The organism is Stenotrophomonas sp. YAU14D1_LEIMI4_1 (assembly GCF_003086815.1).
GTDB lineage: Bacteria > Pseudomonadota > Gammaproteobacteria > Xanthomonadales > Xanthomonadaceae > Stenotrophomonas.
The window spans coordinates 1006480-1027381 of record NZ_CP025997.1 but is presented as its reverse complement, the minus strand read 5'-3'; the positions used below and the strand labels follow the sequence as shown (position 1 = coordinate 1027381).

Annotated in this window: 17 protein-coding genes and 12 tRNA genes; 7 read left to right on the top strand and 22 right to left on the bottom strand. The window is 66.9% G+C overall.

What is annotated here, in order from left to right:
- Together rnhA and C1932_RS04630 are read right to left on the bottom strand one after the other, a co-directional pair.
- On the bottom strand, positions 1-453 hold the full coding sequence (gene rnhA / locus C1932_RS04635; RefSeq protein ID WP_108761359.1) for a ribonuclease HI: 453 nt from the start codon (positions 451-453) through the stop codon (positions 1-3).
- Between the two features lie 12 nt (positions 454-465).
- On the bottom strand, positions 466-1110 hold the full coding sequence (locus tag C1932_RS04630) for a methyltransferase domain-containing protein (RefSeq protein WP_108752322.1): 645 nt from the start codon (positions 1108-1110) through the stop codon (positions 466-468).
- An 11-nt stretch (positions 1111-1121) separates the two neighbouring features.
- Between C1932_RS04630 and gloB the strand changes: the two genes are divergently transcribed.
- Positions 1122-1886, top strand: a complete 765-nt coding sequence (gloB, locus tag C1932_RS04625; RefSeq protein ID WP_108752321.1) for a hydroxyacylglutathione hydrolase — start codon at positions 1122-1124, stop codon at positions 1884-1886.
- Entirely contained in the window at positions 1883-3085 is a 1203-nt protein-coding gene (locus C1932_RS04620) for a lytic transglycosylase domain-containing protein (protein WP_108761358.1), read from the top strand. Before gloB ends, C1932_RS04620 begins: the two co-directional genes overlap by 4 nt.
- Before the next feature lie 202 nt (positions 3086-3287).
- Here C1932_RS04620 and C1932_RS04615 read toward each other — a convergent pair whose 3' ends face one another.
- Positions 3288-5240 carry a peptidyl-prolyl cis-trans isomerase gene (locus tag C1932_RS04615; RefSeq protein WP_108755531.1) on the bottom strand — a complete coding sequence of 651 codons (1953 nt, stop codon included), beginning with the start codon at positions 5238-5240 and terminating at the stop codon, positions 3288-3290.
- 214 nt (positions 5241-5454) lie between these two features.
- On the opposite strand from C1932_RS04615, the gene C1932_RS04610 reads away from it, so the two are divergent.
- Genes C1932_RS04610 through C1932_RS04595 form a run of 4 tightly spaced genes read left to right on the top strand, consistent with a single transcriptional unit; the run spans position 5455 to position 9371 of the window.
- Positions 5455-6402 carry an NAD(P)-dependent oxidoreductase gene (locus tag C1932_RS04610; protein WP_108761357.1) on the top strand — a complete coding sequence of 316 codons (948 nt, stop codon included), beginning with the start codon at positions 5455-5457 and terminating at the stop codon, positions 6400-6402.
- Positions 6399-7556, top strand: a complete 1158-nt coding sequence (locus C1932_RS04605; RefSeq protein WP_108761356.1) for a glycosyltransferase — start codon at positions 6399-6401, stop codon at positions 7554-7556. Before C1932_RS04610 ends, C1932_RS04605 begins: the two co-directional genes overlap by 4 nt.
- Complete coding sequence (locus tag C1932_RS04600; protein WP_108761355.1) at positions 7549-8136, top strand: hypothetical protein; 588 nt, start codon at positions 7549-7551, stop codon at positions 8134-8136. The genes C1932_RS04605 and C1932_RS04600 overlap by 8 nt, the downstream gene beginning before the upstream one ends.
- Positions 8133-9371 (top strand): nucleotide disphospho-sugar-binding domain-containing protein, encoded by a 1239-nt coding sequence (locus C1932_RS04595; RefSeq protein ID WP_108761354.1) that lies wholly within the window; start codon positions 8133-8135, stop codon positions 9369-9371. Before C1932_RS04600 ends, C1932_RS04595 begins: the two co-directional genes overlap by 4 nt.
- A gap of 105 nt (positions 9372-9476) precedes the next feature.
- Here the strand turns inward: C1932_RS04595 and C1932_RS04590 are convergent.
- The 19 genes from C1932_RS04590 to C1932_RS04500 form a co-directional block, all read right to left on the bottom strand.
- A tRNA-Asp gene (locus tag C1932_RS04590) sits at positions 9477-9553 on the bottom strand.
- 30 nt (positions 9554-9583) lie between these two features.
- Positions 9584-9660, bottom strand: a tRNA-Asp gene (locus tag C1932_RS04585).
- Between the two features lie 159 nt (positions 9661-9819).
- A tRNA-Asp gene (locus tag C1932_RS04580) sits at positions 9820-9896 on the bottom strand.
- An 82-nt stretch (positions 9897-9978) separates the two neighbouring features.
- Positions 9979-10055: transfer RNA gene (locus C1932_RS04575), tRNA-Asp, on the bottom strand.
- A 78-nt stretch (positions 10056-10133) separates the two neighbouring features.
- Positions 10134-10210, bottom strand: a tRNA-Asp gene (locus C1932_RS04570).
- A gap of 26 nt (positions 10211-10236) precedes the next feature.
- Positions 10237-10311, bottom strand: a tRNA-Val gene (locus C1932_RS04565).
- 11 nt (positions 10312-10322) lie between these two features.
- The gene (locus C1932_RS04560; RefSeq protein WP_004146343.1) at positions 10323-10595 is read right to left on the bottom strand and encodes an HU family DNA-binding protein; all 273 of its coding nucleotides are present in this window, start codon (positions 10593-10595) and stop codon (positions 10323-10325) included.
- A gap of 218 nt (positions 10596-10813) precedes the next feature.
- A complete protein-coding gene (gene lon, locus C1932_RS04555; protein ID WP_108748714.1) occupies positions 10814-13264 on the bottom strand; it encodes an endopeptidase La in 2451 nt (816 codons plus the stop codon).
- A gap of 142 nt (positions 13265-13406) precedes the next feature.
- On the bottom strand, positions 13407-14696 hold the full coding sequence (gene clpX / locus C1932_RS04550; protein WP_108748713.1) for an ATP-dependent Clp protease ATP-binding subunit ClpX: 1290 nt from the start codon (positions 14694-14696) through the stop codon (positions 13407-13409).
- 127 nt (positions 14697-14823) lie between these two features.
- On the bottom strand, positions 14824-15450 hold the full coding sequence (gene clpP / locus C1932_RS04545) for an ATP-dependent Clp endopeptidase proteolytic subunit ClpP (RefSeq protein WP_079220811.1): 627 nt from the start codon (positions 15448-15450) through the stop codon (positions 14824-14826).
- 76 nt (positions 15451-15526) lie between these two features.
- Complete coding sequence (tig, locus tag C1932_RS04540; protein WP_108761353.1) at positions 15527-16822, bottom strand: trigger factor; 1296 nt, start codon at positions 16820-16822, stop codon at positions 15527-15529.
- A gap of 190 nt (positions 16823-17012) precedes the next feature.
- A tRNA-Leu gene (locus C1932_RS04535) sits at positions 17013-17097 on the bottom strand.
- Positions 17098-17172: 75 nt separating this feature from the next.
- Positions 17173-18507 carry a chloride channel protein gene (locus tag C1932_RS04530; RefSeq protein ID WP_108761352.1) on the bottom strand — a complete coding sequence of 445 codons (1335 nt, stop codon included), beginning with the start codon at positions 18505-18507 and terminating at the stop codon, positions 17173-17175.
- 65 nt (positions 18508-18572) lie between these two features.
- Entirely contained in the window at positions 18573-18902 is a 330-nt protein-coding gene (locus C1932_RS04525) for a hypothetical protein (protein ID WP_159094497.1), read from the bottom strand.
- A gap of 201 nt (positions 18903-19103) precedes the next feature.
- Positions 19104-19179 (bottom strand) — tRNA-Lys (locus C1932_RS04520).
- A 150-nt stretch (positions 19180-19329) separates the two neighbouring features.
- Positions 19330-19405: transfer RNA gene (locus tag C1932_RS04515), tRNA-Lys, on the bottom strand.
- Between the two features lie 79 nt (positions 19406-19484).
- Positions 19485-19561, bottom strand: a tRNA-His gene (locus C1932_RS04510).
- A 175-nt stretch (positions 19562-19736) separates the two neighbouring features.
- Positions 19737-19813, bottom strand: a tRNA-Arg gene (locus C1932_RS04505).
- 39 nt (positions 19814-19852) lie between these two features.
- Positions 19853-19929, bottom strand: a tRNA-Pro gene (locus C1932_RS04500).
- A 193-nt stretch (positions 19930-20122) separates the two neighbouring features.
- Here C1932_RS04500 and C1932_RS04495 point away from each other — a divergent pair.
- A complete protein-coding gene (locus tag C1932_RS04495) occupies positions 20123-20881 on the top strand; it encodes a Bax inhibitor-1/YccA family protein (protein WP_108761350.1) in 759 nt (252 codons plus the stop codon).
- Positions 20882-20902 lie beyond the last annotated feature (21 nt).

Here is a 20902-nt window from a genome sequence, read left to right as displayed (position 1 = left end):
TCAGTTTACCGGGCTGCCGTCGCGGATCTGGGTCGCGGCGTTACGCGCCAGGGTATCCACGCGCTCGTTGTCCGGGTCACCGGAATGGCCCTTCACCCAGCGCCAGTCGATCTGGTGGCGCAGCGTGGCCGCATGCAGGCGCTCCCACAGCTCGCGGTTCTTCACCGGGTCGCCGCCGGCGGTCTTCCAGTTCTTGCGGATCCACCCCGCCATCCACTGGGTCAGGCCCTGGCGCACGTACTGCGAATCGGTGAACAGCACGATGTTGCACGGCTCGGTCAGGGTTTCCAGCGCACTGATGGCCGCCATCAGCTCCATCCGGTTGTTGGTGGTGTGCGCTTCGCCGCCACTGAGTTCACGCTCGTGTCCCTTGTAGCGCAGCAGCGCGGCCCAGCCGCCGGGACCGGGATTGCCCAGGCAGGAACCGTCGGTGTGGATTTCAATGGTTTTCAATACAACTCCAGATCAGGTGGCTACGGTGCCGTGCCAGCGCACCGGCAGCGGGGTCGGCCCTGGCAGGGCCAGCGTACGTTTTTGGGCATGGAACAGGCAGGCCGCCCGCAGCGGCGCCCAGCCGGGGCGCGCGCGGCTGCCCGGGCCCTGCCACAGCGGCCCCAGGTAGCGTGTCTGCCCACAGTCCAGCCCGTGCCGGTCCAGCAGCTGGCGCAGGCGCTGCGGGGTGCGCACCACCAGCCCGTGCTGGCGCCAGCGCGCCCGGTAGGGGCTGAACGGGTTGAGGCTTGTCAGCCACAGGTGTCCGCCGGGCATCAGCACCCGCTCACATTCGTCCAGCAGGGCATCGGCGTCAGCGGCGGTCACGTGCTGCAGCACGATCGCGTTCACGCTCTCGTTGGCCAGCGGCAACGGCAGCGCGCAGCGGGTATCACCGGCGTAGCCCTGGCCGGTGCGGTACAGGCGCAGGCCACGCCCTGCGGCCTGCGCGTCCTGCAGCCAGGCCGGGCTGGGCGCGATCCACAACCAGGGTTGCACCGGCAGCGCGGCCAGCTGCGGCAGCAGCAGCTGCCGTTCCAGCACGCGCAGCGGCTGCGCCGGCTCGCTGTCGAACCAGGGCACCAGGCTCGCTTGACGGTGGCTCTGCAGCAGGGGCATGGTCCAATTCTATGCGACTGACTGCCCTGCCCGCATTTGCGGATAACTACATCTGGATGTTGACGGCCGACGACGGCGCCGCGGTCGTGATCGACCCTGGCGATGCCGCGCCGGTACTGGCGCTGGCCGACCAGGGCCTGCGCGTGGACACCATCCTGCTCACCCACCACCACGACGATCACATCGGCGGCGTGCCCGCGCTGCAGGCGCGTTTTCCCGGCGTGCGGGTGGTCGCCCCGGTGGAAGAACGCATTCCCACGGCCACCGAGCGGGTGGGCGAAGGTGAACGCGTTCAGGCACTGGGGCAGATGTTCCACGTACTATCCGTGCCCGGGCACACCCGCAGCCACATCGCGTTTCACACCGCTGAACAGCTTTTCAGCGGCGATTCGTTGTTCAGCCTGGGCTGTGGACGCCTGTTCGAAGGTACGCCGTCCCAGCTGCTGGCATCGATGCGCAGGCTGGGTGCCCTGCCCGCGCAACTGCTGTTGTGTTGCGCCCACGAGTACACCGTGTCAAATGCCGTCTTCGCGCGGCATGTCGACCCCGCCAACGCTGCGTTGCTGCAGCGCCAAGAGGAGGCTTTGGCCATGCGCCGCGATGACCGTTCCACCCTGCCAGTAACCCTGGCCAACGAGCTCGACTGCAATCCGTTCCTGCGTACACATACCGCGCCGATCCGCGCGGCGGTGTCGGCGCACCTGGGGCGCGAGGTCGTGGACGACGTCGACGTCATGGCCGGTCTCCGGCACTGGAAAGACGGCTTCCGCGCATGATGCGCCGAAGTCTGACGCTGGCCCTGGGGCTTGCCCTGGGGTTGGCCGGGAACGCGGGCGCGCAGTCGCTGGGCGCCGGCATCAGCCAGAACCTGACCGCCGCCGCCGCGGTGCCACTGGACCCGACGGCCCTGCCGGCGGCCAGCGTGCGCAACGGCCAGGACATCTTCACCAGCTTCCGCGACGGCCTGGCCGAGCCCACCTGCGACGCCGAGGCCACCAGCCCGCGTTGGCAGAAGCAGTTCGCCCACGCCCCCTCGCGCCTGGCCAACCAGGACGATGACGCTCTGGTGCTGTTCGGCTATGTAGTCGAAGAACTGCGCAAGGCCAGCCTGCCCACCGAATTCGCGCTGATCCCGTTCGTGGAAAGTGGGTACCGCCCCAATGCCCGCAACGGCAGCGGCCCTACCGGCCTGTGGCAGTTCATCGCCACCACCGCGCGCAACCATCGCGTGCCGATGTCCAACGGCTACGACGGCCGCCTGTCGGCGGTGGAATCGACCCAGGCGGCGGTGCGCTACCTGAAGACCCTGCACGGCATGTTCGGCGGCGATTGGCGCCTGGCCACCATGGCCTACAACGCCGGCGAGTACCGGGTGCTGCAGTCGATGCGCAAGGCCGGCATGAACGCACAGAACGCCAAGCCCGCCGCCCTGCCCGGCCTGTCGCCGGTCACCCATGCGTATGTGGAAAAGCTGCATGCGCTGGCCTGCGTGCTGGAAAACGTGGAAGACCAGCCGGGCGTGATGGCCTCGCTGGACCGTACCGTGCCGGTGCTGAAGGACCACACGCTGCCGGCCGGCACCACGGTGCAGCAGTGGGCCGCGCAGCGGTCGCTGGACCCGGCCCGCATCGCCCGCCTGAACCCCGGTCTGGCCGCAGGCAAGCGCCCGAGCGGCAACGCCCGGGTGCTGGCGCCGGTTTCGGCCGCCAATGCCAGTGTGCTGGACGCCGCGGCCGCCGTGGCCGCTACGGCGGCCACTGAAGCGCCCATCGCCACGCCTGCACCGCAGGTGGCCCGTACCGTGGCCAGCGCCGCCGACCGCCCGCGCAGCCGCCGTCACACCGTACGCAACGGCGAATCGGCCTGGACCATCGCCCGCCGCTACGGCATGCCGGTGAAGGCACTGCTGTCGTTGAACGGCCTGAGCGGCAGCAGCGTACTGAAGCCCGGCGCCGTACTGCGCGTGGAAGACTGACCCGCGCCCGGTAGAGTCGAGCGTTGCTCGACTGCACGAACCCGTAGAGTCGAGCGTTGCTCGACTGCACGCCCCGGTAGAGTCGAGCGTTGCTCGACTGCTTCAGTCGAGCAAGCTCGACTCTACGAGGCACAGGCGACCCGGCACACAACAAAAAAGGCCCGGCATTGCCGGGCCTTTTCGTTCTGCGCGCCGCCCCGGGTTACAGGTTGGCTTCGGTGGTCTGCACCACGAACTTCTTGCGCATGGCTTCCACGAAGGCCTTGGCCGCAGCGGCGCCATCGATCTGGGCCAACTGGTCCTTCAGCTGCTTCTGCTGCTCGGCGGTCACTTCCTTCACGTCACCCGGGGTGACCTTGTCCACCACGAACACCAGCGCGTGGCCATTCACGTCAATCTTGCCGTAGCTCGGCTTGCCCTCGGTCGGCACCGGCGCGCTGAAGATGGCGCGGTGGATGTCCGGGGTCGGCACCGGCTGGCTGCGCGGCAGGCCCGGCATCGGGCTGACCTGCAGCTTCTCGCTGGCGGCCAGCGACTGCAGGCTGGCGCCGCCCTTCAGCTTGGCCAGCAGGGCGTCGGCGGCCTTGTCGCTGACCTGGCGCTGGCGGTCGGCACGGATGGCGGCAATCACCTGCTCGCGGGCCTTGTCCAGCGGCAGCGCCTGTTCCGGGGTGTGCGCGGCCACACGGATCACCACGCTGTGGTTGCTGCTGCCGCCCACGGCGATCGGATCGCTGGAGGTGCCGTCCTGCACGCGCACGTCGGAGAACGCATCGCGCAGCACGGCCGGGTCGGCCACCACGCCACTGGCGGTAGCGCGGGTGATCACGCCGGTGGTCTGCAGCGGCAGGCCCACCTCCTTGGCGGCGGCGGCCAGATCGCTCGGGCTCTTGTTGATGGCATCGACCAGGCGGCTGGCCAGTTCGTTGAAACCGCGCTCGCCATCGGCCTTCAGCTGCTCGGCGGCCAGGGTGTCACGCACTTCCTCGAACGACTTGCCTTCGCCACCACGCACCGCGGCGACCTTGATGACGTGGTAGCCGAAATCGGTCTTCACCGGGCCGACGATCTCGCCGGCCTTGGCGGCGAACAAGGCATCTTCGAACGGCTTCACCATCGCGCCGCGTTCCACCCAGCCCAGGTCACCGCCCTGGTCCTTGGAACCGGGGTCCTGCGAATTGGCCTTGGCCAGCGCGGCGAAGTCAGCGCCGCCCTTGGCTTCGGCGGCCAGCTTGGCGGCCTTGGCTTCGGCACCGTCGCCGGTCAGCAGGATGTGCGCGGCCTGGCGCTGTTCCGGCGCCACGAACTTGGCCTTCTCTTCTTCATAGCGCTTGCGCAGGGCAGCTTCGTCGGCGGCGGCCGGGGCCGGCAGGTTGGCGCCATTCACTTCGACGAATTCCAGCGAGACCGATTCGGCCTGGCGGAAATCCTTGCCGTGGCTGTCGTACCACTGCTTGATCTGCGCGTCGGTCACCGGCGCGGTATCGGCCGGCACTTCCGGCAGACCCACCAGCTGCACGTCGCGGGTTTCACCCAGCAGCTTCAGCAGGCGCTCGGTCTCGGCCTGGGTAACGAAGCCCGAATTCTGCAGGCCCGACGGAATGACCGACTGCTGCAGGCTGTCACGCACCAGTTCCTGGAACTGGGTGGGCGTGCGCGGCGGGTTGCCGGTCTGCAGGGCCAGGCGGTAGTTGGCTTCGCTGAACTTGCCATCCTGGCCCAGGAAGGCCGGGATGGTCATGATGTACTCGCGCACCGCGCCGTCGCCAATGACGACACCGGCCTGTTCACCGACCAGGCGAACGACCTGCTCGTCCACCAGCTGATCGAGCACGGCCAGCTTGTTCTCGGTGCTTTCAAACGCACGCGGGTCGAAGTCTTCACCCTGCTGCTGGCGGGCGCGCATGCGCTCCTGCTCGAAGCGGGTGCGGAAATCCTGCGAACTGATCTCATGGTGCTGCCACAGCATGCGCACCGGCCACCACGACGGCGCCGAGCGCCACCAGGTCGGCGGTGCCGAAACCTTGGCCACGTTCTGCGCGCCGACACCACCGAGGTAGCTGTTGTCGATCACGAACAGGAACGGAATCATCAGCAGCCCCAGGATCACAGTGACGATCCAGCCTGAGGTCTTGTCGCGGAGTTTCTGCAGCATGGTGAGGAATCACATGGCCTGATTGGCGAGCCCGGCAGTGTAACCCGCTTCGCCGCAGGCACCAAAAACGGCCGCAAGGCAGGCGGCACAAGCCTCTGCGGCAGGTCGCCGTGCCCCCGGCATGGCTGCCGCAGCCGTCATTGCGCATACTGGCCGCCCCGGCAGGCATGCGACCTGCGTTCGGCCCGCGGCAAGGGCGGAGGAAACCACGCCCATGCGCATCCTGGTCACCGGCGCGTCCGGCTTCATCGGCGGCGCCCTGCAGCGCCGCCTGGCCGCGCTGCCGCAGGTACAGGCGCTGGGCATCGGCCGCCGCCCGCTGGACCGGCCAGACTACGTGCAGGCGGACCTGCGGCAGCCGCTGCATCTGCCGTTCCGGCCCGACGTGGTGTTGCATGCGGCGGCCCTGGCAGCGCCCTGGGCCAGCGCGACCCAGTACCGGCAGCACAACGTGGACGCCACCGCGCAGGTGATCGCCTTCTGCCACGCCAACGGCCTGCCGCGCCTGCTGCACCTGTCCACCACGGCGGTGTTCTACCGCGCCGCGCACCAGTACGACCTGGACGAGGACAGCCCGATCGGCCCGGCGTTCCTGAATGACTACGCGCGCAGCAAGGCGGCAGCCGAGGCGCTGGTATCGGCCTATCCGGGGCCGCACTGCATCCTGCGCCCGCGCGCGGTGTTCGGCCCGGGCGACACCCTGCTGATGCCGCGCCTGCTGGACGCCGCCCGCCGCGGGGCGCTGCCACGGCTGGTCAGCGCCGGCGGGCCACCGCTGATCGACCTGATCCACATCGACACCCTGGTGGAGTACCTGCTGCGGGCCATCCAGGCGCCCCGGCTGGCCCCGGCCTACAACCTGACCAACGCGCAGCCGGTGGATCTGCAGGCCCTGCTGCAGCGCCTGCTGGCCGCGTTGGAGCTGCCACCGCTGGGCCGCCGCCTGCCCACCGGTGTGGCGCTGGCCGGCGCCGGCGCGCTGGAAGGTGTCTGGCGCCTGCTGCGCCTGCACGGTGAGCCGCCCATCACCCGCTTCGGCGTGGCCGCATTCGCCTATTCCAAGACCTTCAACCCCCATCGCATGCTGGCCGATCTGGGCCCGCCCCTGCTGGGCATGGAGACCGCCATCGAACGCCTCATCCGCGAGCAGCGTGCGCAATGAACACCGTGACCCTCGCCAGCGCCGCGGTCGCACTGGCCTACCTGCTGCTGCTCGCCCTGAAGGCAACCGGCGCCCAGCGCGTGCTGCGGCAACGACCGCCTGGCACCCACAGCCGCTTCGATGGCCACGGCGTGGCGATCCTGCAGCCGATCCTGGGCGGTGACCCGCTGCTGGCCGAGGTGCTGGCGGCGAACCTGCAGGCGCTGCCCGGCGCGCATTTCCACTGGTTGCTGGATGAAGCCGATGCGCTGGGGCGGGCGGCGGCGGCGCAGCTGTGTGCGCAGTACCCCGACCACCTCATCACCTGCCTGCTGCACCCCGCGGCGCCGCAGGGCATCAATCCCAAGACCTTCAAACTCGATGGCGTATTGCCGCGCGTGCAGGAGCCGGTCGTGCTGGTGCTGGACGACGATGCGCGGCTGTCCGCAGCGGCGCTGGCACAGATGCTGGATGAGCTGCCGCACGCCGATCTGGTCACCGCCCTGCCCTGCTACCGCGACGACGCCCGGTTCGGCTCGCGATTGATGGCGCAGTTCGTCAACAACAACACCACGCTGACCTATCTGGGCCTGCTGCCGTGGTTGGCGCCGCTGTCGATCAATGGCATGTGCTACGCACTGCGGACCGCGCGCCTGCGCGAACTGGGCGGCTTCGCGCCGCTGCGGCACATGCTGGCCGACGATCTGGCGCTGGCACGTGCCCTGCGCGACCAGGGCGCCCGCCTGCACCAGTCCACCGCCTGCGTGGAAGTGCAGACGCATGTGCCGACGCTGCAGCGCTACCGGCAGCAGATGCACCGCTGGATGCTGTTTGCGCTGCTGCTGCTGCGCGATGAATCACGCCCGGTACGTGCCTTGATCGGGCTGCTGCACGGCCTGCCGCCGCTCCTGCTGTGGGCGGTGCTGCTGCTGGCGGCGTGGCCACCGCTGGGGGCGCCGGCCCTGATCGCGGCCGTCGTGCTGCTGCTGCGTGCGGCGGTACTGATGCGGCTGCAGCGGCGCGCCAGTGGGCGCGTGCGCCATCGCCCCGTGCTGTCGGTGCTGGCCGAACTGCTGCAACCCCTGCACCTGCTGCACGCGACCTGCGTGCGGCGCATCCGCTGGCGTACCCATCTCTATCATGTGCGCGCCAATGACCGCTTCCACGATGCCTGAACCTGCCGCGCCGCCCATCCACCTGCAGATCGCCTTCCTGTGCGGGCAGAGTGATCCGGCGCGCTGCGCGCTCAGTCCGGCTCAAGTGCAGTTCGGCCAGGCACTGCTGGCACCTGGCCGGCGCCTGCACCCCTGCAACTTCCCCTACGACGCGCAGACACTGCCGTTCCGCCGCGTGTCGCTGCTATCGGCAAGTTGGCACAACAGCCGCCAGTACCTGCGCTCACGCCAGCCAGCCTTCGCCCGCCGCCATGTTGCCGCGGTGACTGATCTGCTGCACGCGGCGCCACACACGCTGTTGCTGGCCGGCAGCTGCGGGCTGGAACTGCTGGCCAACCTGCAGTTGCCGGCCGCACTGTCACAGCGGTTCAGCGTATTGGCCTATGGCCCTGTCGCGCGACACGCCCCGGCGGCCGCACGCCTGCAGGTGCTGGTGGGGCGGCAGGACTGGATCTCCCGATCCGGCTGGCGCGGCGCGCGGCACTGGGTGCGCAGCGGCCACATGAATTACCTGCAACAGGCGCCGGTACTGGCGCAGGCGCACGCGTTGATTGCCCGCATCGAGCAGGCGTTGCCATGAAGATCGAGCTGCTGGCACCGCCCTACAGCGGCCACCTACATCCGCTGCTGGCCATCGCCCGGCAACTGCAGGCGCAACACCAGGTAACGGTGCTGAGCACGCCCGGCGCGCAAGCGGCGATTACTGCCAGCGGGCTGCGCGGCGATGTGCTGCTGTCGGCCGCGCACGAAGCGGCGCTGTGGCAGATCGCCAATCCCGGCGTGGCGGTGAAGGCCAACCCACTGCGCATGCACGCGCAGCTGCGCCAGGCCCTGCAGTTGATGGAGCAGATGCGGCACGCGCTGCAGCAGCGCTGGGCCGAGCAGCGGCCGGATCTGGTCATCGTTGACTTCACCCTGCCGCCGGCCGGCCTGCTGGCCGCCGAACTCGGCATCCGCTGGTGGACCAGCCTGCCCTCGCCCTGCGTGCTGGACTGCGCCGATGGGCCACCGCCCTATCTGGGCGGCATGTCGCCGCCGCGCACGGTGTGGCAGCGCGTGCAGCAGGCGGCGGGGCGGCAGATGATCCGCCTGTTCAAGCGCGGCGTGCATGCCTGGCAGCGCCCAGCGATGCGCCGCCTGGGCGTGCCTGCCATCTACCGCCGCGATGGCAGTGAACAGGTCTATTCCGATGAATGCATCCTGGCCCTGGGCGTGCCGGAACTGGAATTTCCGCGGCGCTGGCCGGCGGCGCTGCAGTTCATCGGGCCGATGCTGCACACCCCGCACAGCGAGCACGCAGCGCCGCCGTTCGTGGACGGCGCGCGACACCTGCTGGTGACCGCAGGCACGCATCAGGACTGGGTCAAACCACGACTGGCCGAGGCTGCCGCCGCATTGGCGCGGCAGTACCCGCACTGGCAGGTGCACGTCAGTCAGGGGCACCAGCACGATCTGTCCACGCGCGCGCAGCCGCTGCCGAACCTGCACCTGCTGCCCTTCGTCGATTACGCGCGCCATCTGCCGCGCTACGACCGGGTACTGCACCATGGCGGCGCCGGGGTGATGTACCACGCGTTGTGTGCAGGCATTCCGGCGCTGGTGTACCCGCTGGATTACGACCAGTTCGACCATGCCGCACGCCTGCACGCAGCCGGTGCCGGGCTGTGGCTGCGCCGACTGGAGGATCTGCCGGCGCTGTTCGCGCACGCGTTGCAGGCCGATGCATTTCCGGGGCTGCCCGCGCTGCAGGCGTCGGTGCAGCGGCATATGGCCGCGCCGTCGGTGCTGGACCGCGTCGCATCGCTTGAACGCTAGCACCGGGCCACGCCCGGCGGGCACGTGCATGCGCACAGCCCGAAAAAGCAAAATGCCCGCGGGTCCAGGACCGACGGGCATCTTCGATGACACTTCAAACTCCGCTGGCGGAGCGGACGGGACTCGAACCCGCGACCTCCGGCGTGACAGGCCAGCATTCTAACCAGCTGAACTACCGCTCCACATAGGCAGAACTTGTTGGGATCCGGGGATGGCGGAGCGGACGGGACTCGAACCCGCGACCTCCGGCGTGACAGGCCAGCATTCTAACCAGCTGAACTACCGCTCCACGACAAACTTCGGATACCCCTTGAAATCAGTTCACAACTTGGCGGAGCGGACGGGACGCGAAGCAGCCCGGCCACCGGCGTTCCAGGACATACTTCTACCCATCTGAACCACCGCTCCACGACAAACTTCGGATACCCCTTGAAATCAGTTCACAACTTGGCGGAGCGGACGGGACTCGAACCCGCGACCTCCGGCGTGACAGGCCAGCATTCTAACCAGCTGAACTACCGCTCCACGTTGTCGTAAACCTTTCTGCTTCCCCCGGCCGGGGCCGGGAAGGAAACAAGGCGCCCGGTTGCCCGGAAGCCTTTGCAACTGGCGGAGCGGACGGGACTCGAACCCGCGACCTCCGGCGTGACAGGCCAGCATTCTAACCAGCTGAACTACCGCTCCAGTTTTACTGCAGTTCTCCCCGGGCCGAAGCCTGGAAGAAAACAAAGCCCCCAGTTGCCCGGGGGCCTCGCGTTGAAGTGGCGGAGCGGACGGGACTCGAACCCGCGACCTCCGGCGTGACAGGCCAGCATTCTAACCAGCTGAACTACCGCTCCACACTCAAACTTTTACTACGGTGCTGTGGTGGGTGCTGAGGGTTTCGAACCCCCGACCCTCTCCGTGTAAAGGAGACGCTCTACCGCTGAGCTAAGCACCCCAGCGAGCCGCTTAGTTTACAGCATCCTTCAGGGCCTTACCAGCCTTGAACGACGGATTCTTCGAAGCAGCGATCTTGATGGTGTCGCCGGTCTTCGGGTTGCGGCCGGTACGGGCGGCACGGTCGCGCACCTGGAAGGTACCGAAGCCAACCAGGGTGACCGCATCGCCGTCCTTCAGCGCCTTGGTGACGGCGGCAACGACAGCATCGACAGCGCGGCTGGACTCGGCCTTGGTCAGGTCGGCGGCTTCAGCAACGGCATCGATCAATTCGGTCTTGTTCATTCTTTACAGCTCCTTTGGCGGTGGGTTCCGCTTATTCGACAGGGAAGCAACCGCACGCCATCTGCGCACGGCCGCCATGTGGAAACGGTTCGCCGAATTCAGCGATCAGCGATTGCGATCACTCATTCGCGAGTGCTGCTTTTATACCAGCGGCCCTACCCCCACGCAAGCCGGAAAGCAAGCAACGACGCGGGTTTCAAGCATTTCGACAGCGCGCGTCAATGCTTGACGCGCGCGTTCGAAGCCGGTTTGCCCTTGCCACGCACCGTGACGCGTTGCGCACTCTTGCGTGCCTTCTTCGGGGCCAGCGGACGCTCCAGGGCCAGGTCGAGCACTTCCTCGATGTACTTCACCGGCACGATCTGCAGATCGCGGGTGACGTTGGCCGGAATGTCCGCCAGATCCTTGCGGTTCTCCTCGGGAATGATGACCGTGCGGATACCGCCACGCAGTGCGGCCAGCAGCTTTTCCTTCAGGCCACCGATGGCGGTCACGCGACCACGCAGGGTGATCTCGCCGGTCATCGCCACGTCGGCACGCACCGGCACCTTGGTCAGCATGGACACCAGCGAGGTGACCATGGCCGCACCGGCACTGGGGCCGTCCTTCGGGGTGGCACCATCGGGCACGTGCACGTGCACGTCGTGCTTCTGCAGGAAGTCGCCATCGATGCCGAAACCGTCGGCGCGCGAACGCACCACCGACAGCGCCGCCGAGGCCGATTCCTTCATCACGTTGCCCAGCTGGCCCGTCAGGATCAGCTGACCCTTGCCCGGCACCAGGGTCGATTCGATCTGCAGCAGATCGCCACCCACTTCGGTCCAGGCCAGGCCGGTGACCAGACCGATCTCGTTTTCTTCTTCGGCACGACCGAAGTCGAAGCGACGCACGCCCAGGTACTTGTCCAGGTTCTTGCTGGTCACGCTGACCAGCGCCTTGGATTTCTTCGCACCCTTCTTCGGCTTGGCCGCCTGCGGGCCGGCCAGCGCGATTTCCTTCACCACCTTGCGGCAGATCTTGGCGATCTCGCGTTCCAGGTTGCGCACGCCCGATTCGCGCGTGTAGTAGCGCACGATGTCCTGGATCGCATCGCTGCCGATCTCCAGCTCTTCCGGCTTCAGGCCGTTGGCCTTGATCTGCTTCGGCGACAGGTAACGGGTAGCGATGTTGAGCTTCTCATCCTCGGTGTAGCCGGGGATGCGGATCACTTCCATGCGGTCCAGCAGCGGGCCGGGAATGTTCAGCGAATTGGACGTGGCCACGAACATCACTTCGGACAGGTCCAGGTCCACTTCCAGGTAGTGGTCGTTGAAGGCGTTGTTCTGCTCCGGATCGAGCACTTCCAGCAGCGCGGACGACGGATCGCCACGGAAGTCCATCGACATCTTGTCGATCTCATCGAGCACGAACAGCGGGTTCTTGCTGCCGACCTTGTTGAGGTTCTGCACGATGCGGCCCGGCATGGAACCGACATAGGTGCGACGGTGGCCGCGGATCTCGGCCTCGTCGCGCACGCCGCCCAGCGACATGCGCACGAACTTGCGGTTGGTGGCCTTGGCGATGGACTGCCCCAGCGAGGTCTTGCCCACGCCCGGCGGGCCGACCAGGCACAGGATCGGGCCCTTCATCTGCTTCACCCGCGACTGCACCGCAAGGTATTCCAGGATGCGGTCCTTGACCTTCTCCAGACCGTAGTGGTCGGCGTCCAGGGTGTCCTGCGCGGCCTTCAGGTCCTTGCGCACCTTGGTGCGCTTCTTCCACGGCACGCCCAGCAGCCATTCCAGGTAGTTGCGCACGACGGCCGCTTCGGCCGACATCGGCGACATCTGCTTGAGCTTGTTCAGTTCGTTGCGCGCCTTGGCTTCCACCGCCTTGGGCATGCCGGCTTCGGCGATCTTGCGGGCCAGTTCTTCCAGCTCGCCCGGCGCATCGTCCAGGTCACCCAGTTCCTTCTGGATGGCCTTCATCTGTTCGTTGAGGTAGTACTCGCGCTGGCTCTTTTCCATCTGCGACTTCACGCGGCCGCGGATGCGCTTTTCCATCTGCTGCACGTCGATCTCGCCGTCGACCAGGCCGACCAGCATTTCCAGGCGCTCGCCCACGGCCAGCGTTTCCAGCAGGCGCTGCTTGTCGGCCAGGCGCACGCTGATGTGCGCGGCGATGGTGTCGGCCAGGCGCGCCGGCTCGTCGATGCCGGCCAGGGTCTGCAGCAGTTCAGGCGGCAGCTTGCGGTTGGTCTTCACGTACTGCTCGAACAGCGACATCAGCGAGCGGGCAATCGCCTCGATCTCGCGCGGTTCGCGTGCGTCTTCGGCCTCGATCTCCACGGCCTGGCCGTGCAGCGAACCGTCGCGCTCGTCGACGTGGGTGACCTGTACGCGCGACAGGCCTTCGACCAGCACCTTGATGGTGCCGTCCGGCAGCTTCAGCAGCTGCAGCACCTGCGCCAGGGTACCGACCTGGTACAGGTCGGCCGCGTGCGGGTCGTCGGTTTCGGCGGACTTCTGCGCCAGCAGCAGGATGCGCTTGTCTGCCTCCATTGCCTGTTCGAGCGCGTGCATGGACTTGTCACGGCCGACGAACAGCGGAATGACCATGTGCGGGAACACCACTACGTCGCGCAGCGGCAGGACCGGCAGGTCGAGGGTCTCACTTGGGGAACGGGCCATGGGGGCTCCAGGGAAGGGGAAAACCGTCTCCGGGAGGGCATCTTCCGGAGACAAAAAAAGCCGATGGCCCCGTTATGGGGCCATCGGCTTTCAGATGCAAGGCGTTCGTGAAAACTACTTTCGAATCAGCAGCTTGAAAGCGTCACTCGGCGCCTGCGGCCTTCTGTTCAGGGGCCGCCGGGGTCTGGTAGATCAGGTACGGCTCGGACTTGTGTTCGATCACCGATTCGTCCACCACCACCTTGCTGACGTTTTCCTGCGACGGCAGGTCGTACATGGTGTCCAGCAGGACCGATTCGACGATGGTACGCAGGCCACGGGCACCGGTCTTGCGCTTCAGCGCCTTGCGGGCAATGGCCGACAGGGCATCCGGGCGGAACTCCAGCTCCACGTTCTCCATCTCGAACAGCTTCTTGAACTGCTTGGTGATGGCGTTCTTGGGCTCGGTCAGGATCTTGATCAGGGCCGGCTCGTCCAGCTCTTCCAGGGTCGCCACCACCGGCAGGCGGCCGACGAACTCGGGAATGAGGCCGAACTTGATCAGGTCTTCCGGCTCGACTTCAGCCAGCACCTTGCCCACTTCCTGCTTGCGCTCGCTGCTCTTCACCTTGGCGCCGAAGCCGATGCCGCCAGCGTCGTTGGAGCGCTGCTGGATCACCTTGTCCAGGCCGGCGAACGCGCCGCCGCAGATGAACAGGATGTTCTTGGTGTCCACCTGCAGGAATTCCTGCTGCGGATGCTTGCGCCCGCCCTGCGGCGGCACGCTGGCCACGGTGCCTTCGATCAGCTTCAGCAGGGCCTGCTGCACGCCTTCGCCGGACACATCGCGGGTGATCGACGGGTTCTCGCTCTTGCGCGAGATCTTGTCGATTTCATCGATGTAGACGATGCCCTGCTGTGCCTTCTCGACGTCGTAGTCGCACTTCTGCAGCAGCTTCTGGATGATGTTTTCCACGTCCTCGCCCACGTAACCGGCTTCGGTCAGCGTGGTGGCGTCGGCCATGGTGAACGGCACGTTGAGCAGGCGGGCCAGGGTTTCGGCCAGCAGCGTCTTGCCCGAACCGGTCGGACCGACCAGCAGGATGTTCGACTTCGCCAGTTCGACGTCGTCGTTCTTCTGCCGGCTCTCGATGCGCTTGTAGTGGTTGTACACGGCCACAGCCAGGGTGCGCTTGGCACGGTTCTGGCCGATCACGTACTGATCGAGCACCTCGAGGATCTCGCGCGGCTTGGGCAGCGAACTGCGCGCCGACTGCGCCTTTTCCTCAAGTTCCTCGCGGATGATGTCGTTGCACAGCTCTACGCATTCATCGCAGATGAACACGCTCGGACCCGCAATCAGCTTGCGCACTTCATGCTGGCTCTTGCCGCAGAAAGAGCAGTAGAGGATCTTGCCGGTGTCCGTGGAACGACCTTGGCGGTCTTCGCTCATGCTTCGCTTACCCAGTTACCCCACCCGCTGAACGGGGGTTCGATTCGAGAATAGCACAGGGCCGGAGGGACACCAGTCCCGGTCCGACCCTGCAGGAACGAGGCCTCCCTGGCCCCGTGAAGGCCGGTCAGCCGGCCTGGATCGACTCTTCCGGACGACGCTCCAGCACCTGGTCGACCAGGCCGTAGGCCACCGAGTCGACCGCGCTCTTGAAGTTGTCGCGCTCGGTGTCGCGGGCGATCGTTTCCAGCGACTGGCCGGTGTGCTTGGCCAGCACTTCGTTCAGGCGCGACCGCAGGGTCAGGATCTCGCGGGCGTGGATGTCGATATCGGTCGCCTGGCCCTGGAAGCCGCCCAGCGGCTGGTGGATCATCACGCGCGAGTTCGGCAGCGCATAACGCTTGCCGGCAGCGCCCGAGGCCAGCAGCAGCGCGCCCATCGAGGCGGCCTGGCCGACGCAGATGGTGCTGACGTCCGGCTTGATGTACTGCATGGTGTCGTAGATCGCCATACCGGCGGTGACCACGCCACCGGGCGAGTTGATGTAGATGCTGATGTCCTTTTCCGGGTTTTCCGCTTCCAGGAACAGCAGCTGCGCCACCACCACGTTGGCCATGTGATCGTCGATCGGGCCCACCAGGAAGATCAGGCGCTCCTTCAACAGGCGCGAATAGATGTCGTAGGCACGCTCGCCGCGGCTGGTCTGCTCGACCACCATGGGCACCATGTTCAGGGCTTTGGTCCGGTTGTCCATTTCGTGAGGTACCTATCTTGGGGGGAAACACCCCCGCGCCAGGGCTGGCGCGGGGTTTGGGACGATCGGCCCGATCTTACTGGCGGATCGCGTCCTGGAACGACAGCTTTTCTTCGGTGTGCTGGGCGCGCTCGGCGATCCAGTCGATCACCTGCTCTTCCATCACACGGTTCTGCAGACCCGACATGAGCTGGGGGTCGTTGCGGTACATCTCAATGACCTGCTCCGGCTCTTCGTAGGTCGAGGCGATCAGGCGCATCGTTTCGTTCAGGCGCTTGGGGTCCAGGCGCAGGTCGTTGCCGCGGGCCACTTCGCCCACCACCAGGCCGACCAGCACGCGCTTGGCAGCGGCGTCCTTGAAGCCTTCATGGGCATCGGCCGGCACCTGGCCCACGTTCTGGCCGTTGCGGCGGGCCTGTTCGACCTGCTGGGCCAGCATGGCGCGGGCTTCGTTCTCGACCAGGCGCGGCGGCATTTCCACCGACGAATAGGCGGCGATCAGCTGCTCACCCACTTCGCGACGCAGGCGGTTCATCAGCGCGCCCTTCAGCTCGCGCTCCAGGTTGGCGCGGATGTCGCTGCGGAACTGCTCGACGTCGCCGCCCTTCACGCCGAAGCTCTTGATGAAGGCTTCGTCCACCGCCGGCACGACCGGCTCGGACACTTCGGCCACCTTCACGGTGACCTGCACGGTCTTGCCGGCCAGCACCGGCACGCGCCAGTCAGCCGGGAAGTCCACGTCCAGGGTCTTTTCTTCACCCTTGGCCAGGCCGACCAGGCCCTTTTCGATGGTGTCGAACATCATGCCCTGGCCGAGCACGATCGAGCCCTTCTCGGTGCCCTCGGCCGGCAGGCGCTCTTCGCCGGCCTGCGACCAGGTTTCCACCGCGACCAGGTCACCGTCCTGCGCGCCACGGCTGACCGGGGCCCAGGTACGACGCTGGTTCTGCAGGTTCTCGATCATCTGGTCGATGTCGGCGTCGGTGATCTCGGCCGAGTGGCGGACCACGGTCAGCTTGCTGACGTCCAGGTCGCCGAAGTCCGGCACCACTTCCACGGTGGCCACGAAGGAGAATTCGCCTTCCTCGCCCTTGTCGATGCGCGGGCTGCCGACGATGCGCAGGTCGTGCTCACGCACGGCCGCGTCGAAGGTTTCGCGCAGCAGGCCGTCCAGCGCCTCACCACGGACCTGCGCGCCGAAACGCTGCTCGATCACCTTGGCCGGCACCTTGCCCGGACGGAAGCCCTTGATGCGGGTGGTACGGGCGATTTCGCCCAGACGGCCGTTGATGTGGCTCTGCAGACGGTCTTCCGGCAGCGAGAAGCTCAGGCGGCGTTCCAGGTTGCCGGTGGATTCGATAGAAGCTTGCATGTTGACTCCTGCCACCGGTGGCGCCCTGGCCCCCGGCTCGATGATGGATGAATCGGTTGTAAGGACACGGCGTCTGGGACGCGCCTGCATTGCCGCAGCCCTTTAGTTTCGCCCAATTCGGCGTGCACTGCCAGCGCGCGGCGGTCAAGCGGCCGCGCAGGGCCCGATCAGGGCGGGGACAGTCCGGCACTGGTGCGAAAGGGGGGACTCGAACCCCCACGCCTTGCGGCACTGGAACCTAAATCCAGGGCGTCTACCAATTCCGCCACTTTCGCGTGGCCGGCACAGGCGTTCATTGTCGCAGGCGGGGCTGCAAAGCGGAAGGCGTGACAAAGCTGAACACGCCGGATTCAGGGGCCGGGCGCGGCCGTGGTGAGCACCGGGGCCGGCATCGCCGCAGTCAGGCGTTCGGCCAGCGCACGGTAGATCGGCACATGGCAGACCCACGACGAGGCCACCCGCGCCAGCAGCACCGCGGCCAGGATCGGCAGCAGCATGTCGCTGGTATCGGTCAGTTCCAGCGAAATGACCGCCGAGGTGAGCGGCGCCTGGGTGACGCCGGTCAGGTAGGCGCACATGCCCAGCACCACCACCGCGGCCGGGTCCACGCCGGGCAGCAGCACGGCCAGGTTGTGGCCGATGCCCGCGCCCACGGCCAGCGCCGGCGAGAACAGCCCGCCGGGAATACCGGCCACATACGACACCAGGTTGGCGGCAAACTTCATCACCCCGAAGCTGTGCCCTACCCCGCCACCGCCCTGCACCAGTTCGCGGGCCTGCTCGTAGCCGGTACCAAACGCGCCCAGTCCGAACACCAGGCCCAGCACGGCCAGGCCCAGCCCACAGGCGCCGGCGAACAGCACCGGGTGCGCACTGCGGCTGCGGCCCAGCCAGCGCGGCCGGCCGTCCACGGCGGCCAGTACCAACCGGCTGAAGAACCCACCGGCCAGGCCACCCACCAGCCCACACAGCAGCACTGCCAGCCAGCCCATGCCCAGCGGCAGCGTGGCGCTGACCCGGCCGAAATAGGTGTAGTTGCCCAACAGGCCCAGCGACACCACGCCGGCCACGATCACCGCGGTCAGCAGCGTGCCTGAGAAGCGGTGCTCGAAGCGGCCGGACAGCTCTTCGATGGCGAACACCACGCCCGCCAAGGGGGTGTTGAAGGCCGCGGCGATACCGGCGGCGCCACCGGCCAGCAGGAAGTGGGTCGCCTGGCGTGGATCGCGGAAACCGAACGCACGGCCGATCATGTACATCAGGCTGGCGCCGATATGCACGGTAGGGCCTTCGCGCCCCACCGACGCACCGCCCAGCAGGGCCAGCACGGTCAGGCCCAGCTTGCCCAGCGACACCGGCAGGGACAGGTTCTGCTTGCGGAAGGCACGATCGGGCGTGTCCAGCGCGGCGATCACCTGTGGGATGCCACTGCCCCGGGTCGGCCTCAGAAGGCCCTGGGTCAGCCAGGCCAGCAGGGCGAACAGCGCCGGGGTCAGCAGCAGCGGCCACCACGGCGAGGCGTCGTGCACGCGACGGAACACCGCGAACGCCGCGTCGCTGGCCTTGGCGAAGACAATCGCGGCCAGCGCCACGGCCACCGCGCCGCCCCACAGGGCCAGGCGTTCCAGCCACTGCTGGCGCGAACCCAGCCAGCGCGGGCGGGAGTGGGAGGTATCGGGATCCATGCCGGTATTCTCCCACCCCCACCGCGCAGGCACTGTGCAGGGCTTGGCCGTCCCCCTTGCCAGGGTCAGGGCGCGGGATCGACCGGCCGGGCGGGCTGCGCATCGGCGCCCGCTGCAGCCGCCTCGGCTTCGTCCAGCTGACGGATCTGCATCGCCTGCCCATCGGCCGAACGCTGCACGGCGACGCCTGCGGGGGCGGACGGCTGCCCTTCGGCAGGATCCAACGGCTGTGCGGGCTGGAACGCACTGCCCTCCGGGCGTTCGACGGTATGCGCGGGATCGGGCGCGGCCACGGCGGCCTCCGCCTGCACCGGTGGGTCAACTGCGACACATCCCGCAGTGGTGATCGCGACGAGGAGTGCCACGGCGAGAGCAGGACGATTGATCGGGGCCATCAGAGCCTTCCTGGAAGATGCGCACGGCGGCGCGGAATCCTCATTGGGAAGCACTCGCCAAGGGCACGCTGGGATGCAGTGCACATCCTGCGAAACATCGCTGACGCATGTGGCACGGATGCGACCTTTAGGCGCTGCGCCCCTGTCGCGAATAGCGCAGAAAAGAAAAAAGCCACCTGGCGGACCAGGTGGCTTTCGTCTTGGTGGGCTGTCAAGGATTCGAACCTTGGACCTATTGATTAAGAGTCAACTGCTCTACCAACTGAGCTAACAGCCCGAAATCGGGGCGCGAATTATGACCCGATCCGCGAGGGCGTTGCAAGCACTTTCTTCAACATTGTTGAAACAAGCACTGCAACCGGCGATCCATCGCGAAGGGTTACATCTGAAGAAAAAAGCCACCTGGCGAACCAGGTGGCTTCCGTCTTGGTGGGCTGTCAAGGATTCGAACCTTGGACCTATTGATTAAGAGTCAACTGCTCTACCAACTGAGCTAACAGCCCGTGAAACTCAGACACACATTGTAACGTGCATTCTGTTTATTGCAATACCGTGCCGGCGTTGCCGATGCGGTTGAATCAGTGGGGTGGCTGAGGGGATTCGAACCCCCGACCACCGGAATCACAATCCGGTACTCTAACCAACTGAGCTACAGCCACCACTGAAACTTTCGCTGCACCGCCGATGCTGCTGGCGTTGAAGCTTGATACGTTGCCCGGGGCCGTTACCGAAGTTCCGATCCGCCGAAGCGAGTCCGACATTCTGGTGCAGCCGCCGCGCTTTTGCAAGCACTTCTTCACATCGCACCGGCGATACCCTGGACTGTCGCGCCGATGGCGCGCCCGACAGGAATCGAACCTGTAACCGCCGGCTTAGAAGGCCGGTGCTCTATCCAGTTGAGCTACGGGCGCCCGAACCGGAACGGCGTCCAATCCGACATGGCGTGGGATTGGTCGGGGTAGAGGGATTCGAACCCCCGACATCCTGCTCCCAAAGCAGGCGCGCTACCAGACTGCGCTATACCCCGGTGATGCTTCCCCACCAGGCACAGGCCCGGCGAGCTGGCCATTGTGGCCAAGCGCGGCGCAGCCTGTCAACGCGGCCGGCAGCCACCCGGGCGCCTCGGCGCGTCCACCACAGCAGCGTAAGCAGCCATCGGCTATGCTCGCAACCAGCGGCCGGATGGCCGTATCGATCCCCTTTTCGCACGGAGACTTCGCATGCGCAGCGGCAACCCGGCTCTTTCCGAGTCGACCTTCCTGGACCTGGCCAGCGGCTCGGTGGTCACCCACCCCGACCAGGCCATGACCCTCAACGGTACCGTCAACAAGACCGGCATCCTGCTGCTGTTGACCGTGCTGACCGCTGCCTTTGCCTGGAACCAGACCGTGGACGACTACGGCCAGGTGATGGCCGGGGCGAAGCTGTACGCCATGGGCGGCGCGATCGGCGGCCTGGTGCTGGCGCTGATCACCGTGTTCAAGAAGGAATGGTCGCCGGTGACCGCGCCGCTGTACGCGCTGGTGGAAGGCCTGTTCCTGGGCGCCATTTCCGCGGTGTTCGAGCTGCGCTTCCCGGGCATCGTGTTCCAGGCCGTGCTGCTCACCTTCGGCACCCTGTTCGCCCTGCTGATGGCCTACCGCAGCGGCCTGATCAGGGCGACCGAGAACTTCAAGCTGGGCGTGGTCGCGGCCACCGGCGGCATCGCCCTGCTCTACCTGGCCTCGTTCGTGCTGGGCTTCTTCAACATCAACGTGCCGGTGATCCATGACGCCAGCTGGCTGGGCATTGCCTTCAGCCTGTTCGTGGTGGTGGTGGCCGCACTGAACCTGGTGCTGGATTTCGACTTCATCGAAAGCGGCGTGGCCCAGCGCGCGCCGAAGTACATGGAGTGGTATGGCGCATTCGGCCTGATGGTGACCCTGGTCTGGCTGTACGTCGAATTCCTGCGCCTGCTGTCGAAGATCCAGCAGCGCTGATCGCAGACACGGCTGTAAACG

What these genes read in the sequence shown, in the direction of transcription:
- C1932_RS04630 (WP_108752322.1), bottom strand. Translation starts at nt 1,110, where the DNA reads ATGCCCCTGCTGCAGAGCCACCGTCAAGCGAGCCTGGTGCCCTGGTTC.
- gloB (WP_108752321.1), top strand. Translation starts at nt 1,122, where the DNA reads ATGCGACTGACTGCCCTGCCCGCATTTGCGGATAACTACATCTGGATG.
- C1932_RS04620 (WP_108761358.1), top strand. Translation starts at nt 1,883, where the DNA reads ATGATGCGCCGAAGTCTGACGCTGGCCCTGGGGCTTGCCCTGGGGTTG.
- C1932_RS04615 (WP_108755531.1), bottom strand. Translation starts at nt 5,240, where the DNA reads ATGCTGCAGAAACTCCGCGACAAGACCTCAGGCTGGATCGTCACTGTG.
- C1932_RS04610 (WP_108761357.1), top strand. Translation starts at nt 5,455, where the DNA reads ATGCGCATCCTGGTCACCGGCGCGTCCGGCTTCATCGGCGGCGCCCTG.
- C1932_RS04605 (WP_108761356.1), top strand. Translation starts at nt 6,399, where the DNA reads ATGAACACCGTGACCCTCGCCAGCGCCGCGGTCGCACTGGCCTACCTG.
- C1932_RS04600 (WP_108761355.1), top strand. Translation starts at nt 7,549, where the DNA reads ATGCCTGAACCTGCCGCGCCGCCCATCCACCTGCAGATCGCCTTCCTG.
- C1932_RS04595 (WP_108761354.1), top strand. Translation starts at nt 8,133, where the DNA reads ATGAAGATCGAGCTGCTGGCACCGCCCTACAGCGGCCACCTACATCCG.
- C1932_RS04560 (WP_004146343.1), bottom strand. Translation starts at nt 10,595, where the DNA reads ATGAACAAGACCGAATTGATCGATGCCGTTGCTGAAGCCGCCGACCTG.
- lon (WP_108748714.1), bottom strand. Translation starts at nt 13,264, where the DNA reads ATGGCCCGTTCCCCAAGTGAGACCCTCGACCTGCCGGTCCTGCCGCTG.
- clpX (WP_108748713.1), bottom strand. Translation starts at nt 14,696, where the DNA reads ATGAGCGAAGACCGCCAAGGTCGTTCCACGGACACCGGCAAGATCCTC.
- clpP (WP_079220811.1), bottom strand. Translation starts at nt 15,450, where the DNA reads ATGGACAACCGGACCAAAGCCCTGAACATGGTGCCCATGGTGGTCGAG.
- tig (WP_108761353.1), bottom strand. Translation starts at nt 16,822, where the DNA reads ATGCAAGCTTCTATCGAATCCACCGGCAACCTGGAACGCCGCCTGAGC.
- C1932_RS04530 (WP_108761352.1), bottom strand. Translation starts at nt 18,507, where the DNA reads ATGGATCCCGATACCTCCCACTCCCGCCCGCGCTGGCTGGGTTCGCGC.
- C1932_RS04525 (WP_159094497.1), bottom strand. Translation starts at nt 18,902, where the DNA reads ATGGCCCCGATCAATCGTCCTGCTCTCGCCGTGGCACTCCTCGTCGCG.
- C1932_RS04495 (WP_108761350.1), top strand. Translation starts at nt 20,123, where the DNA reads ATGCGCAGCGGCAACCCGGCTCTTTCCGAGTCGACCTTCCTGGACCTG.